13 protein-coding genes are annotated in these 14,238 nt (G+C 62.6%); 8 read left to right on the top strand and 5 right to left on the bottom strand.

The annotated features are described in order from the left end of the window. Positions 1-4 precede the first annotated feature (4 nt). On the bottom strand, positions 5-796 hold the full coding sequence (locus VFB05_RS11555) for an outer membrane protein (RefSeq protein ID WP_325012329.1): 792 nt from the start codon (positions 794-796) through the stop codon (positions 5-7). 335 nt (positions 797-1,131) lie between these two features. Between VFB05_RS11555 and VFB05_RS11550 the strand changes: the two genes are divergently transcribed. Beyond that, positions 1,132-2,424: an aminotransferase class I/II-fold pyridoxal phosphate-dependent enzyme gene (locus tag VFB05_RS11550; RefSeq protein WP_325012327.1), complete on the top strand. Its 1,293-nt coding sequence runs from the start codon at positions 1,132-1,134 to the stop codon at positions 2,422-2,424. A 62-nt stretch (positions 2,425-2,486) separates the two neighbouring features. Here the strand turns inward: VFB05_RS11550 and serA are convergent, their stop codons facing one another. Next, a complete protein-coding gene (gene serA, locus VFB05_RS11545; RefSeq protein ID WP_325012325.1) occupies positions 2,487-3,722 on the bottom strand; it encodes a phosphoglycerate dehydrogenase in 1,236 nt (411 codons plus the stop codon). 311 nt (positions 3,723-4,033) lie between these two features. Here serA and VFB05_RS11540 point away from each other — a divergent pair, with 311 nt between their 5' ends. Beyond that, positions 4,034-5,725: a methyl-accepting chemotaxis protein gene (locus VFB05_RS11540; protein ID WP_325012322.1), complete on the top strand. Its 1,692-nt coding sequence runs from the start codon at positions 4,034-4,036 to the stop codon at positions 5,723-5,725. A gap of 54 nt (positions 5,726-5,779) precedes the next feature. On the opposite strand, the gene VFB05_RS11535 is transcribed toward VFB05_RS11540, so the two are convergent. Then, positions 5,780-7,378, bottom strand: a complete 1,599-nt coding sequence (locus VFB05_RS11535) for a DHA2 family efflux MFS transporter permease subunit (protein WP_325012320.1) — start codon at positions 7,376-7,378, stop codon at positions 5,780-5,782. Continuing rightward, positions 7,375-8,631 carry an HlyD family secretion protein gene (locus VFB05_RS11530; protein ID WP_414643182.1) on the bottom strand — a complete coding sequence of 419 codons (1,257 nt, stop codon included), beginning with the start codon at positions 8,629-8,631 and terminating at the stop codon, positions 7,375-7,377. Before VFB05_RS11530 ends, VFB05_RS11535 begins: the two co-directional genes overlap by 4 nt. A 172-nt stretch (positions 8,632-8,803) precedes the next feature. On the opposite strand from VFB05_RS11530, the gene VFB05_RS11525 reads away from it, so the two are divergent. From VFB05_RS11525 to VFB05_RS11500, 6 genes are all read left to right on the top strand, one after another. After that, the gene (locus tag VFB05_RS11525; RefSeq protein WP_325012318.1) at positions 8,804-9,505 is read left to right on the top strand and encodes a TetR/AcrR family transcriptional regulator; all 702 of its coding nucleotides are present in this window, start codon (positions 8,804-8,806) and stop codon (positions 9,503-9,505) included. A 161-nt stretch (positions 9,506-9,666) separates the two neighbouring features. Beyond that, positions 9,667-9,951 (top strand): GYD domain-containing protein, encoded by a 285-nt coding sequence (locus VFB05_RS11520; protein WP_325012316.1) that lies wholly within the window; start codon positions 9,667-9,669, stop codon positions 9,949-9,951. A 45-nt stretch (positions 9,952-9,996) separates the two neighbouring features. Continuing rightward, on the top strand, positions 9,997-10,803 hold the full coding sequence (locus VFB05_RS11515) for a pentapeptide repeat-containing protein (RefSeq protein WP_325012314.1): 807 nt from the start codon (positions 9,997-9,999) through the stop codon (positions 10,801-10,803). Between the two features lie 150 nt (positions 10,804-10,953). After that, positions 10,954-11,508 (top strand): hypothetical protein, encoded by a 555-nt coding sequence (locus VFB05_RS11510; RefSeq protein WP_325012312.1) that lies wholly within the window; start codon positions 10,954-10,956, stop codon positions 11,506-11,508. A 4-nt stretch (positions 11,509-11,512) separates the two neighbouring features. Next, complete coding sequence (locus VFB05_RS11505) at positions 11,513-12,334, top strand: TIGR04222 domain-containing membrane protein (protein WP_325012310.1); 822 nt, start codon at positions 11,513-11,515, stop codon at positions 12,332-12,334. Between the two features lie 260 nt (positions 12,335-12,594). After that, complete coding sequence (locus VFB05_RS11500) at positions 12,595-13,542, top strand: sensor domain-containing diguanylate cyclase (protein ID WP_325012308.1); 948 nt, start codon at positions 12,595-12,597, stop codon at positions 13,540-13,542. Positions 13,543-13,573: 31 nt separating this feature from the next. Here the strand turns inward: VFB05_RS11500 and VFB05_RS11495 are convergent. After that, positions 13,574-14,238, bottom strand: a 665-nt coding sequence (locus VFB05_RS11495) for an alpha/beta fold hydrolase (protein ID WP_325012306.1), incomplete at its 5' end; no start/stop codon positions are given.

Below are 14,238 nucleotides of genomic sequence, written 5' to 3'. Positions count from 1 at the left end.
TCGATCAGTATTTCGCTACGACTGGGCTCCCCCAATCGAACCTGTAGTTCACGCCCGCAATCGCTTGCTGGCTGTGCAGCCGCAGCGAAACAGTATCGGCCAGCGCGCCGGCGTTGCCGAACGCAGGGACAAGACCGGTCGAAAACAGATTGCCGGATTTGGTGCCGAAATCGAAGTAGTTGTACTCGGCGAACACCGACCAGTTCGGCGCAAACTTCCACTCGACACCGCCGCCGATCGTGTAGCCCATCCGGGTGAAGTTGGCCTGCTCTGCCAAGGTCGGCAGCGCCGATGCGGAAACGTTGATATTGGACCACGCGGCGCCGCCTTTGACGTAAGCGAGAACGGTCGGCACGATGACGTAGCCCAGGCGCGCGGTGATATCCTCGGTGTTCTTCAGCTCGTAAGCGGCAGTGATCCCGGGAAACGGCAGCACCGGATTTTGCGAACGGATCGACCCGAAATCCGCCTTGCCCTGAATGCCGATGACCCAGTTCGACGCAAACTGATTGTCGCAGCCGATCTGTCCACCACCGATAATGCTGCTGCCGTGGCTGCTACCGTAATCGAACGGCGGCGCGAACGGGGTCCCACCGAAGGCGGTCCCGAGATCATAGGTGCTGTCCCATCCTGCGCCGATATTGCCGCCAAGATAGCAGCCGCTCCAGCTCGGCGGCGGCGCGTAAATCGGAGGCGCTTTGGTATAGGCCGGCAGGTCCGCTGCGAGAGAAGAGTACGTTCCGAGAATCGTGCTTGCGGCAACGGTTACGGAAACAAGCGCGCTTGACCTAATCATGAACGACCCACCGCAATCTCAGCTGGCCATGCGGACGCCGCGAACGCCTCGCGGCACCATTGGCCCGTGATCGCCGGAATACAGCCGTTATGGTTAATATTTCGCTAAATGAAAAAAGGTTGCAACTTCGAAGATGCGACGACGCCAACCAAAAATTCATGACGTCACCAAAAAGCCCGAGGGACTTCCGCGCTTTGGGTGCAACCGCATCGGATATTAATCTAAACGCCGCATCGTGCTCACTCGGCAAAATAAGAATCTAATTTCGCCGAACGGGGATGATGATGACTAGCGAGGCTCATACGTCGGTACCACCTGCTGCCTTGACCGGGAGCATGCGCGATTTTCGCGTGCCGGGTGGTGCTGATCTGTTGGGCCGGACCGAAGGCTTCTACCGCTGGCAGGACCTGCGCCGGCAAAACGGTCTATGGCCGTTTTCGCGCGCGACTGAAGACGGGCCGAAGACCGTTTGCGCCGCGCAAGACGACAGCGGCAACAAGATGCAAGGCGTCAACTTTGCATCGCAGGACTATTTGAGCCTGGCCTCACATCCCGGAATCGTGGCAACCGCGATCGAAACCATCGAGCGCTGCGGCGTTCACAGCGCGGGCTCGCCGGCTCTGGTCGGCAACACCTCGCATTCGGTGGCGCTCGAGCGCAAGATTGCCGAGTTCATCAACATGGAGCACGTCGTCCTGTATCCGACGGGATGGGGCGCCGGCTTCGGCGTCGTCAAGGGACTGGTTCGCTCCGCCGACCATATCGTCATGGACATGCTCTCGCATTCCTGCCTTCAGGAAGGTGCGGGCGCCGCCACCAACAACGTTCATCTGTACCGCCATCTCGACAACAACTATTGCCGCGACGTTCTCACCAAGATCCGCAGCAAGGACAAACAGAACGGCATTCTGGTGATCACCGAAGGCCTGTTCTCGATGGACTCGGATACGCCCGAGCTGCTCGAGCTTCAGACGCTCTGCCACGAATTCAACGCCACACTCGTCGTCGACGTCGCACATGATCTCGGCTGCCTCGGCAAGGAAGGCCGCGGCCATATAGGCATGCAGGACATGCTCGGCAAGATCGACGTGGTGATGGGCAGCTTCTCGAAGACGTTCGCCTCGAACGGCGGCTTCGTCGCCACCAACAGCCGCGCCGTGAAGGAATATCTGCGCTTCTACAGCGCGCCGGCGACATTCTCCAACGCGCTGTCGCCGGCACAGGCAGCTACGATCCTGAAGGCGTTCGACATCGTTGATTCCTTCGAAGGACGCGTGCTGCGGCTTGAACTGCTTGCCAACGTCACGACGCTTCGCCGTGAGCTGACCGAGGCCGGCCTCGAATATTACGGCGATCCCTCCGCGATCGTTTGCGTCAAGATGGGATCGGAAGGGCTTGCCCGTTTGGTGTCCCGTCGCCTGCCCCATCTCGGCCTCGTCGCCAATCTGGTCGAGTTTCCTGCGGTCCCGAAGGGCGCAGCGCGCATTCGCATGCAGGTGATGGCAAACCACAGCGAACAAAATATCAGCGATGCCGTTCAGATCCTCAAGGCGGCCAAGGCGCTTGCCGAGCAGGAACTGGAAGAGCTCGGCGTGAACAACCCGTCGGCCAAGCGCATCGCCGCGTAATTCCGGACTTCGTCTTTTTCAGTGAGCAGACTGCCTTCGCGCTCCGCAGGCAGTCTTTTGCTTTAATGCTGGTAGATGAGCCTTGCGCTGATCGTGCCGTCGAGCCCGCGGATTTCGTCCAGCAACTCGCCGCAGTCGTGACCCACGAGATCAAGATCGAGCACGACGTAGCCGATCTCGCTGTCGGTCTCGAGATACTGCGCAGCGATATTGATGTCGCGCTGGAGAAAGACCTCGTTCAGCCGCCGCAGCATTCCAGGCACGTTATGATGGACATGGCTGAAGCGCACGCCGTGGGCGCGCTCATGAAGCTGGACTTGCGGGAAATTGACCGCACCCATGGTCGAGCCGTTGATGCGGTAATCGATCAGCTTGCGCGCGACTTCCCTTCCGATCCGCTCCTGCGCCTCCTCGGTCGATCCGCCGATATGCGGGGTGAGGATCACGTTCTTGAGACCCTGAAGCGGGCTTTGAAAGCGCTCGGAGTTCGAGGAGGGTTCAACCGGAAACACATCGACCGCCGCGCCTGCGAGGTGACCGTCGCGCAGCGCCGCGGCGAGCGCGTCAAGATCGACCACCGTGCCGCGGCTGTTGTTGATCAGCAAGGCGCCCGGCTTCATCGTCCGCAATTCCTGCGCGCCGATCATGTTGTATGTTTCTGGCGTCTCCGGCACATGCAAGCTGACGACGTCGCTTTGCGCCAGCAGCGTCTCCAGCCGCTCAACCGGCTCAGTGTTGCCGTGGCGCAGTTTGTCGGTGCGGTCGAAATAGATAACGCGCATCCCCATGGCTTCGGCGAGCGTCGAAAGCTGCGAGCCGATATTGCCATAACCGACAATGCCCAGCGTGCGACCGCGCACCTCGCGGCTGCCGGCCGCCGACTTGTCCCATCCTCCGTCATGCGCCGCGACCGAACGCGGGAAGATCTGCCGAAGCAGCATGACGATTTCGCCGATGACGAGTTCGGCCACGCTCCTCGTATTTGAAAACGGCGCGTTGAAGACGGGAATGCCGCGCTTTCGCGCGGCGTCGAGATCGACCTGGTTCGTTCCGACGCTGAAGCAGCCCACCGCCGTCAGCCGATCGGCCGCCGCGAAGACCTCATCGGTCAGCATCGTTCTGGAGCGGATGCCAAGCAGCGTAACGCCCTTGATGGCCGCGCACAGAGCGTCGTTCTCCAGCGCCTTCGGCACCCGCTCGATGTCGGAAAAGCCGGAACTGGCGAGCAATTCAACCGCGCTGTCATTCACGTTCTCCAGCAGCAGCAGCTTTGCTTGTTCGGCGTTTGCAGTTGGCATTGCGGGTCCGATGACTGGCGGCTCGGGAAACGGCGTTTAATACGGCCGTTCTTAGTGAGAAGAGCTGATTCGTTCCAGCGGAGAAGCCGTTCTCCCGGCTGTTTGCGGCCGTGCTCAGGTATCCAGTATGCCTTGGATAACGTCGGCTGCGGCCGTTCGCTCCGCCACCCGATCGGAAATTGATCGCAGCGAAAACAATATGCCGACTTGCGCGAGTAAAGGCGCGACTGCCCAACCAAAGCCTTTAAGATTAACGGGGAGTTTATGAATTAATGGCAGGTAGACTCTGCTGATGATTGCGGAGTTTTTCGATGCCGAAGTTTGGAATTAGCGCAAAGCTTTTGTTGTTTTCCGCGATCGCCTTTGCCGGTTACGCCTTTCTCGCCTGGCTCGCCAGTCACAAGATCCACGAGACCATCACCGCCGAGCGCATCGAAATGGTCCGCCATGTCGACGAAGTCGCGCTCTCGGCGGTCAAGACCGCTTATGCCCGCTTCAAGAGCGGCGAACTGACGGAAGACGCCGCCAAGAAGCTGGTCAAGGACCAGCTGCGGACCGTGCGGTACGGCGCCAGCAACGAATACTACTACATTCACGATTTCGAAGGCACATGCGTCATGCATGGCATGAAGCCCGAACGCGAGGGCCAGAACTACTACGGCTTCGTCGACGGTAACGGCCGGCAGATCATCAAGGAGCAGATCGATGCCGGCCGCGCCGGCACCGGCGCAGTGTTTGCAATCAGCCCGCTCGGCCGCGCCGGTTCGACCGAGCCGGTCATGAAATTGAGCTATGCGATGGCCTTCGAGCCCTGGCACTGGATCGTCTCGACCAGCATGTTCGTCGACGACATCGACGCCCGCTATGCCGAAGTCTCCTGGCAGTTCTTCCTGATCGCGGGCCTTGTCGGCCTGTTCATGGCAGGCTGCGCCTACTGGCTGTCGCGCCAGATCACCCGGCCCTTGAACCGCCTCGTGCAGTTTACCGAACAGCCGCTGTCGGCTGCACCCTCCTCCGATTTCGAACGCGATCTGCGCCTGAACGACGAGATCGGCGCGCTGGCGCGCGCGCTCCAGGTTTCCAAGGACAAGTCGGTGGAAGCGGAACGTCTGCGCGGCGAGGTCGACGTCCAGAAGACCGAGGCCGAGGCGGCGCGCCGCAAGGCCCTCGTCGACATGGTCGGAACGGTCGAGGCCGAAACCGACACCGCCGTGACCGGTATCGACAAGCGGATGAAGTCGATGACCGAAGCGGCAGCCGTGATGAGCCGCTCCGCCGAACTGGTCGGCTCGAGCGCGCAGACCGTCGCGGCAGCTTCGTCGCAGGCGCTTGCCAACGCGCAAACCGTCGCCAGCGCCACCGAAGAACTGTCGGGCTCGATCCGGGAGATCAGCGCCCAGGTGGCCAATGCGACCAAGGCCACAAGCGCAGCCGTCAGCCGCAGCGAACATGCGCGCACGACGATCGCAACCCTCGCCGAAGCCGTCACGCGGGTGGGCCAGGTGACGACGCTGATTTCGGAGATTGCATCGCAAACCAATCTCCTCGCCTTGAATGCCACGATCGAGGCCGCGCGGGCCGGCGAAGCCGGCCGGGGCTTCGCGGTGGTGGCGAGTGAGGTGAAGTCGCTCGCGACCCAGACCGCGCGATCGACCGAAGAGATCAACCGGCAGATCAGCGAAATCCAGAGCATCACCCAGGAAACCGTGCGCGGGATGGACGAGGTCAGCGACACCGTGCGCACGATCGACGAAATCGCCAGTTCGATCGCCGCCGCCGTCGAAGAGCAGCATGCCGCCACCACCGAGATTGCCCGCAACGTCACCGAAACCGCCAACGGCGCCCGCGAAGTCTCGACCCGCATCACCGAAGTATCGGGCGAAGCGACGCGGCTCGGCGACGAAGCGGGGCGGGTGCACGGCAGCGCGGCCGACGTCACCGAGGCGGTGTCTTCGTTGCGCCGGGTGATCGTGACGGCTGTCCGCGGTTCTGCGGCGGCGTAAGGCCGGGCAGATTGCCGCCCGGCCTTAATGCTCGGAAACGATCGAAGCCTTCGATCAATGGCCCATGCTGACGGCACCGCCGAGTTTGACATTACGCAGCGTCAGCGCCAGCGGCACGGCTGAAAGCGCGATCAGCATCAGCACCCAGAACGCATCCATGTAACCGAGAAACGATGCCTGCGCCTGCACCTGCGCGCCGATCCATTGCGTCGCCTGATCGTGGGCCTGCGCCAGCGAAAACCCGTGCGCCTGGAAGTAGGCCGTGACCTGCTGGAGCGTGTTCTGATACGGCATGTTCGAGGGCACGATCTGCTCGATGAGCCGGTTCTGGTGGAACTGCTCCCGATGCGTCAGCACGTTGGAAACGATGGAGACGCCGATCGAGCCGCCAGTATTGCGCGCGGCGTTGATCAGGGCTGAGGCCTGGTCGGTCTTTGACGACGGGATGCCGTCGTAGGACGCCGCCATCAGCGGCACGAAGATCAGCGGCAGGCCGACGCCGAGCAGCATGCGCGAGCGCGCCATGAACCAGAAGCCGAGATCACCGTAGACGTTGGTCATGGCATACATCGAGAGCGCGATCAGAACGGCGCCCACCATGATCAGATATTTCGGCTGGACCTTGGCGGCGATGCGTCCGACGACGAACATCATCACCATGGTGACCATGCCGCCGGGTGACAGCAGAAGGCCGGCCCAGGTCGCGGTGTAGCCAAAATCCTGCTGCACCAGTTGTGGCAGGAACTGCGTGGTCGCGAGCAGGATCGCGCCAGTCGCCAGCATCACCAGGAACGACGCACCGAACTGACGGCTGGCGACCATGCGCAAATCGATCATCGGATCGCGGCGGGTCAGCTCCCACGGAATCATCGCCACGAAAGCCAGAGCACAGATCACGGCGAAGACGACGATGAAGTGGGACGAAAACCAGTCATCCTCCAGGCCACGGTCGAGCACGACTTCGAGTGCGCCCAGGAACGTCGCCACCAGCAGAAAGCCGGTCAGGTCGAAGCGGCTTTGAGGCCGAGTAGCGTGGCCGGTTTTGGGCTCCTGCAGGACGAGCGCGATCATGGCCATCGCAAACACGCCGACCGGCGCGTTGATCAGGAAGCACCACTCCCACGAAATGTTGTCGGCAAGCCAACCGCCAAGCGTCGGCCCGACCACGGGCGCCACGACCACGGCAACGCCGAACAGGGCGAAGGCCTGTCCGCGCTTTGCGGGCGGGAAGGCATCCGCCAGGATCGACTGCGCAACCGGCACCATGCCGCCTCCGCCGAGGCCTTGCAGGATACGGAAGAACAACAGCGCGTTCAGGTTGGGAGCCAGCCCGCACAGGATCGAGCTCAGGGTGAACAGGCCGAGGCAGAGCAGGAAGAACGTCTTGCGGCCGAACATCCGCGCAAGGTAGCTCGAGGCCGTGAGGATGATGGCGTTGGAAACGAGGTAGGTGGTCACCACCCAGGACGCTTCGTCTTCGCTCACGCCCATTCCGCCGGCGATGTAGGGCAACGCCACATTGGCGATGGTAGTGTCGAGCACCTCCATGAAACTCGCCAGCGCAACTACGATCGCAATCAGCCACGGATTGACGGCAGGAACGGCACTGCCTCTTTCGGGAATGCCGTTCGCTTCGATTGCTGCGGCACTCATAGGAAGCTCCTCAGGCGTTCATAGAGCGACGGGGTGGTGTCGACGCGCACGGTCGGGACCACCGACATGCCCGGCCCCAACGCAACATCCTGGGGCGGATTGTCCATCACGACCTTGACCGGTACGCGCTGGACGATCTTGACGTAGTTGCCGGTGGCGTTCTGCGCGGGCAAAAGCGAGAACGCGGTGCCCGATCCCGGCTGGACGCTGTCGACATGGCCTTGGATCACACGGCCGGGATAGGCGTCGATCTTCAGCGTCACCGGATCGCCCGGCCGCATCCGATCGAGCTGAATTTCCTTGAAGTTCGCGGTGACCCAGGTCTCGTCCGGCACGAACACGCTAAGGCTCGTCCCCGGTTGCGCAAACTGTCCAACCGCCGCGCCGAGGTTGACGACGCGACCGGGCTGCGCCGCCGTCACAGTCGTATAGGACAGATTGAGCTTGGCCTGATCGCGCTGCGCTTGGGCCTGGGCGAGGTTGGCTTCCGCGCTCTTGCGCTGCGCCTTGAGCCCTTCCACCTGCCGCTGCGCCAGGTTCAATGTCGCCTGCGCGCTTTGCAGAGCGGCCTGTTGTTGACGCAGCTGCGAGGTGTACTGCTCGGAATTCTGCACCGTGCCGTAGCCGGTCTGCTCAAGATGCTGGTAGCGCGTCGCCTGCTGCTGCGCGAACACCAGGGCAGCCTGCGTCTGGTCGACCTGCGCCTGGTTGGCATTGATCTGCGCCTTCTGCACTTCAAGCTGCGCATCGATGTTTTCGATGCTGGCCTGAGCGGCTCCGACCTGCGCCTCGGCCTGCTCCAGCGCGATGCGATAGTCGCGGTCATCGATGCGGGCGATGACCTGGCCGGCTTCGACATGCTGGTTGTCGGTCACGGGAACGGCGGTGATGTAACCGGACACTTTCGGGGCAATCGAGGATTGCCGCGCGGCGATGAAGGCATCGTCGGTCGACTGAAAATGACCGGCTTGATCGACATAGAGATAGCCGCCGCCCACAACGGAAGCCAAAAGCAGCGCGCCGATCGTCGCGAACATCGGACGCCGGCGCAGAAAACCCTTTTGGTTCGGCTTGGCGACCAGCGGCGCGTTGTCGTTCCGTGGCTGAGGCTGTTCCGGATTTTTCGGAGCGGGCGCCTTCGCCGTCACATCCGTTGCGACCTCGCGCTGCCAGGACAGTTCGTTGGTTGTCGGCGGTGTGCCCGCCTCCATCGTCGCGCGCGCCCCTCGTTCTAGAACTCCGTCGTCAAACATCGTCTGCTCCTCGGAAAGAAACGAAACTGTATCGTTCTATAATCCTTTGGATCCGCCTCGTCAATAAGAACTTTACTGTTCAGTTTTATTTGATTTCGAGGCCGGATGCGCATAGATTGCAGAAGGCAATCAGCCCCTTTTGGGGCAGCAAACTTCAGAATTAGTGAATGAAATGAATTACTTGAAAGAAAAGCCGGCCCGCCGCAAGCCTCACGCTCGCGCCAGCGTCCGCCTCGGGCGGCCGCCCAAGGAGCTCGAGGGCGAGGTGGAGGAGCGCATTCTCAGGGCGGCGCGAAAGGTCTTCCTCGCCCACGGTTTCGAGGGCAGCAGCGTCGATGAGATCGCGGTGGAAGCGCGCGCCGGGAAGCCGACGATCTATGCACGCGTCGGCGACAAGCGCGCCCTCTTCACTGCGGTGGTAATGCGTGACGTCGTGGAAAGGATCACGCAATTCAAGGACCGGGTCCCGGCAGGCGGCGGCACGATCGAGCAGCGCCTCACGCGCGTGGCGACCGCGCTGCTGCGATGGGTACTGGAGAGCGAAAGGATGGCGCTGCTGCGGCTTGCCGTCGCCGAGGTCAACCGCTTTCCCGAACTCGCAAGCGAGGTCAGCCGGATGGCGCAACAGCTGAGCACCGAAGTCGCCGTTGGCTTCCTCGGCGAAATGGCGCAATCGGACGAGATCGGAGCCCTTCCGGCCTTCGCTCCGGACCGCATCGCCCTCACGGCGAGAACGTTCCTGGACCTGATCGTGATCCCGATGCTGACACGTGCGCTGTTCGTGCAGGAGACCGACCTCTTAAGTGAAGAGATCGACGATCACGTCAAGCGCCGTGTCCCGTTCTTTCTGGCGGCCTGCCGGCACGGCTGGTGAGCGTCGACGAAATCGACCGACGTCAAAGCCGCTGTCGCGCTTGACGGCCAAGCTAGACGGCCCGGAACCGTTCCCGGCATGCCGGACGGCATGGCCGCGGACCGCCGGAAGGCGTATGATCTGAGCCAAGGCAGGATGATCAATCTCCTGTGGAGGTAGCCATGAAATATGTGCTGCTTGGCAATTTGAACACGGAGTGGGCAAGCAGGCAGGCCGATCGGGTCGGCAAGGCGAAGGCAAAGCTCGAGAAGCTGGGCATCAAGATCGAGTCGATCCACTACACGCAAGGCCACTACGATTTCATCGACGTCGTCGATGCCCCAAATCCGCAAGCGGTCCTTGCGTTCTCGGTCTGGTACGCGACCCAGGGTCTGGGACGAATCCAAAGCATGCCGGCCTTCGACGCGAAGAGCTTCGAGACCGCGCTCAAGGACGCAGCGGCTTAAATCGCGCCACGCGCCGGCGCACCGATCGCAGAACTGGAAAAGGCGATGTTGTTTCGTCTCGCGCTTGCCCTTGTGCCCGTGACTGCGCTGCTGCTCGATCCCGTTGAAGCCGTCTCGCAGGGCATGCTGAGTAATGTCGATCTCAACGGACCCGAAATGTCGACATCGGAGATGACGCGCGCCGAGGTCGAAGCGCTTCTCAAAACACCGCCTCACGACGCCGCAAGCCCATTTCAAGGAAAGCGGCTGTCGCACCTCGATCTCTCCGGCCTCGACTTCTCAGGCAACAATCTCCGCCTCGTCAAGCTCAACCGGAGCAGCCTGAAAGGCGCGCGCCTCGATCGCGCCATCCTGAACCAGGCCTGGCTCATCGACGCGGATTTGACGCAGGCCTCGCTCACAAGGGCATCGCTGCTCGGCACGCAGATGCAACGCGCCAGGCTTGGCGGGGCGGATTTGTCCGACAGCCGCATCACGGCGGATCTTTCCGGTGCGAGCCTCGTCGGGGCGAAGCTCGCGGGCGCCGACCTGAGCGCTGACATGCGCAACCAATCGATGGGCATGATGCGTGGCGTGCTCAGATCTGCCGATCTGACCAATGCGGATCTTTCCGGCGCCAATCTGGCGCGCGCCGATCTCGAATTCGCGAAGCTAAGGAATGCCAATCTGGCGAATTGCAACCTCAGCCATGCCGACCTTTCGGGAGCCGATCTCTCCGACGCCAATCTCGCCGGCGCCGATTTCACCGGGACCGATCTCGCCTCGAGCCTGTTGCCGAGCCCGGCTGCGCTGGAAAAGGCGCGTAATCTGGACAAGGCCTTGCACCTCAATCAGGCGCAGCGCCCGCGTTAACGGTCGACAAACGACCGCGTGCCGCAATGACGGGTAATCCAGCGCGCCTGTTTTGTTACCGTTTTATGTAAGAATGCGCCACGTTCGATAGCCGCTTTTTTCGTGATCCCGTGCTATCATTGGCCGTGGATGATCAGCTTCGAGCTTTCGTTGCAACGGGCACAGCTCAAAATCGATCTTCAGTCGGACGAGCCGGTCTGGACGCCTGCACGCCAGGAGCTGTGGCGGCGAATCGAGAGCCACGATTTCGAACCCGATACACCGCTGAATTTCACCCGCAGGCTCGCCCGCGACCACGGCTGGAGTCCTGATGAGGCCCGCGCGGCCGTCGATGCCTATCGCCGCTTCTGCTTTCTCGCCGTCGTCTCGCCGACGCCGGTCACGCCAAGCGAGGTCGTCGATGAGGTTTGGCACCAGCACCTCGTCTACTCGCGCGACTATTGGAAAACCTGGTGCGGCGAGACGCTGCAGACACCGCTGCACCACGACCCCACGCCCGGCGGCGAGGCAGCACAAATGACCTATCGCCGCCAATATGCGCAAACGCTGGCGCTGCACGAGCTCGCTTTCGGGCCGCCGCGCCCCAAGCTCTGGCCGGCGACGCATCTGCGCTTTGCGGGCCCTCGATATCATATGACCGACCGCGACCGCTGGCTTATCATACCCCGACCCTTCGCATGGATTCGGCGTCTGTTGCAGAGATGATCCCATGACATGGAATCCGTTCAACTGGACTGCCGAACCTTTCCTCAGTCTCTACGTTGCCATCGCAGCGATCGTCTTCGCGTGGGGCTTCCTTCAGAGATCGACGATCGGCCCGCCTGCGCGGATGACCCATCAATTGGACGTGCCGGAACTTGCCTATCTCGCCGGCGGCGCGCACCGCCTCGGTGATGCGATCCTGCTTGGTCTGGCATCGGGCAACGGCGTCAGCATCGCGCCCGCAGGCAACAAGATCACCGTCACCAATCAGACGCCGCTGGCTGAGCTGATGGGCGGCCGATCGGGCCCATTGTCGTTCCAGCCCGACATGACCCGACAGCAGTTCCAGAAAGCGGTCACGGCGATCGTCGAGCGGGTTCGCGAGCGCCTGCAAAAACTCGGCTATGTGCCGAGCGACGAGCAGATGGCGTCGCTCCGCTGGAACGTGCTGCCCTTTGTCGGACTGCTCATGCTGTTTGGGATCATCAAGGTCTTCATCGGCGGCGTCGAACGGCATCACCCGGTCGGGATTCTGATCGTGCTGCTCGTGTTGACGGCAGTCTTCGGCTTCGCCGTGGCGACGCGGCCGAAGCGGACACGCGCCGGCAAGGAGGCGCTCCAGAATTACCAAAACCTCAATGCGCGGGCCTCACGCGCGCCGCTAGAACACGAACTGCTGCTTGCGCTGGCGCTTTCGGGCCCGATCGTTCTCTCCGGGACCGCCTACGCATCGGTCTATGCCGCCTCACGCACAATGAACAATGGCGGTGACGGCGGCAGCGGCTGCGGCGGAGGCGGCGGTGGTGGCGGCTGCGGCGGTTGCAGCTGAGCGGTGGGAGCGGACCCCAATCGGACCACCGAACGGCATGTCGATCGGCGGGTTGTCGCGCAATCGGTTTGCCGAAACGGTGCGCTCTTGATTCAAATAGTTATGTGATTTTGTAACAGACCATCATCTGCCCCGGGCGAAAGCGAGCTTCGGTTTGCCGGCAGGCGGCGATCGCGCCGCCGGACGTATAGAATTCGTTAACACGGCGGCCCTACTCGTTAAGCAGATGGGCAGAATCCCGAAATGCCGCCGGATCATCGATGAGAGATGAAGCAGACCATGCTGCCGCGGGTCTGCCGGACGACGTTCGCGTCCGCCTCTATGATCAGGCCTTGAACGCCGCGCGCGTCGGCGCCTGGGAATGTGAACTCGAGACGGAACGCCTGACCTGGACTCCGGGCGTCTACGACATCTTCGGCTACCCGACAGGCAACCCGCTGCGGCGCGCGAACATCGTCGATCTCTATATCGACGAGTCGCGGCGCAACATGGAACTCGCTCGGGCCGAGGTGATCCGCAGCGGCCGCGCGGTCACGCTCGATACCGAGATCAGAACCTGGCGCGGCGAAAGACGCTGGATGCGGCTCTCGATCAACGCGATGAGAGAAGACGGACGGACGGCGCGAATCTTCGGCTCCAAACAGGACATCACCTCCGACCGGCAAATCATCGAGCGCCTGCGGCGGCAAGCCGAAACCGATCCTCTCACCGGGCTCGCCAATCGCCTGGTTTTCCAGGCCCGCTATCGCGAGGTCATCGACGACAATCTGAATCATGGCTTCGCATCAGCCCTTGTTCTGATCGACCTCGATCGTTTCAAGGAGCTCAATGATACGCACGGCCATTCGGCCGGAGATGCATGCCTGTGCGAGGTCGCCGGGCGCCTGCGGCGCGCCTTCCACAATGCCGGCCTGGTCGGCCGGCTCGGCGGCGACGAATTCGCCATCATCCTGCGCTCTCCGACAGACCCGGCCCGGATCGCCCACGTGCTGCAGCAGACGGTCGCGATGTTGAGCCGGCCGCTGTTCTGGAACGGTCTTCGTATCGAGGTCGGCGCGTCGATTGGAGCTGCCCTGATCGGCCGCCCGCATCGCCGGCGGATTGCCGAATTGTTCGCGGAGGCCGACATCGCGCTCTATGACGCGAAGGCGGCCGGCCGCAACAAGGTGCATCTGTTCGGCGACGAGGGACACAGCCGGGCGGCTTGAAATCCTTTTGGCTGCAATCGCCCTGCCTGTCTCAACCAGCGGCCGCCACGTGCTTCTCGATGATGCTGGCGACGCGCACCGGTGTCTCCAGCATCGAATAGTGGCCCGCATCGTCGATCATTTCGAACGTCGCCTGCGGGTAGGCCGCGGCAAAGGCGCTGTGCGAGGCTTCGCCGCGATAGAAGGCGATGTCCTGCGCCCCGTTCACGACGTGCATCGGCGCAGCGAGACGGTGCGGGTCGTCCGCGATGGGGGTCGTGAACATCGCGAGATAGCCGCGCGCCGCCTCGGTCGTGGCCGCATCGCGCGCAATCTTGAGCTTGCGCTGCAGCCAGCCTGCACCGTAGCGATTACTGGTGCGTGCGGTGATCGCACGCGCGGCCGCCTCGTCCTCGTCAATCACGGCATTGAGCGCCTTGAGCGCCGCCTCATCGGCGTGAAAGGCCGTCGGCGGCACCGGCGAGAACAGGGTCACGCTCTGGATGCGCGAGGCGCCCGCCAATGCCACGCGCTGGGCGACGAGTCCGGACATCGAATGCCCGATCAGATGAAAGCGTGTCAGCCCGAGCCGGTCGGCAGTGCGCAGCACGTCCGCGGAGGCCTCCTCCAGCGTGTAGCTGCCGCTCAAGCCGCGCGACCAGCCGTAGCCGCGCAGATCCATGACAACAAGCGTGTGCCGCGCGAGATCGAAATAGG

The organism is Bradyrhizobium sp., from assembly GCF_035652035.1.
Classification (GTDB): Bacteria; Pseudomonadota; Alphaproteobacteria; order Rhizobiales; family Xanthobacteraceae; genus Bradyrhizobium.
Note: the sequence above shows the minus strand (reverse complement) of the source record. Positions and strands in the feature narration are given on the sequence as shown.

What these genes read in the sequence shown, in the direction of transcription:
- VFB05_RS11555 (WP_325012329.1), bottom strand. Translation starts at nt 796, where the DNA reads ATGATTAGGTCAAGCGCGCTTGTTTCCGTAACCGTTGCCGCAAGCACG.
- VFB05_RS11550 (WP_325012327.1), top strand. Translation starts at nt 1,132, where the DNA reads ATGCGCGATTTTCGCGTGCCGGGTGGTGCTGATCTGTTGGGCCGGACC.
- serA (WP_325012325.1), bottom strand. Translation starts at nt 3,722, where the DNA reads ATGCCAACTGCAAACGCCGAACAAGCAAAGCTGCTGCTGCTGGAGAAC.
- VFB05_RS11540 (WP_325012322.1), top strand. Translation starts at nt 4,034, where the DNA reads ATGCCGAAGTTTGGAATTAGCGCAAAGCTTTTGTTGTTTTCCGCGATC.
- VFB05_RS11535 (WP_325012320.1), bottom strand. Translation starts at nt 7,378, where the DNA reads ATGAGTGCCGCAGCAATCGAAGCGAACGGCATTCCCGAAAGAGGCAGT.
- VFB05_RS11530 (WP_414643182.1), bottom strand. Translation starts at nt 8,631, where the DNA reads ATGTTTGACGACGGAGTTCTAGAACGAGGGGCGCGCGCGACGATGGAG.
- VFB05_RS11525 (WP_325012318.1), top strand. Translation starts at nt 8,804, where the DNA reads ATGAATTACTTGAAAGAAAAGCCGGCCCGCCGCAAGCCTCACGCTCGC.
- VFB05_RS11520 (WP_325012316.1), top strand. Translation starts at nt 9,667, where the DNA reads ATGAAATATGTGCTGCTTGGCAATTTGAACACGGAGTGGGCAAGCAGG.
- VFB05_RS11515 (WP_325012314.1), top strand. Translation starts at nt 9,997, where the DNA reads ATGTTGTTTCGTCTCGCGCTTGCCCTTGTGCCCGTGACTGCGCTGCTG.
- VFB05_RS11505 (WP_325012310.1), top strand. Translation starts at nt 11,513, where the DNA reads ATGACATGGAATCCGTTCAACTGGACTGCCGAACCTTTCCTCAGTCTC.
- VFB05_RS11500 (WP_325012308.1), top strand. Translation starts at nt 12,595, where the DNA reads ATGAGAGATGAAGCAGACCATGCTGCCGCGGGTCTGCCGGACGACGTT.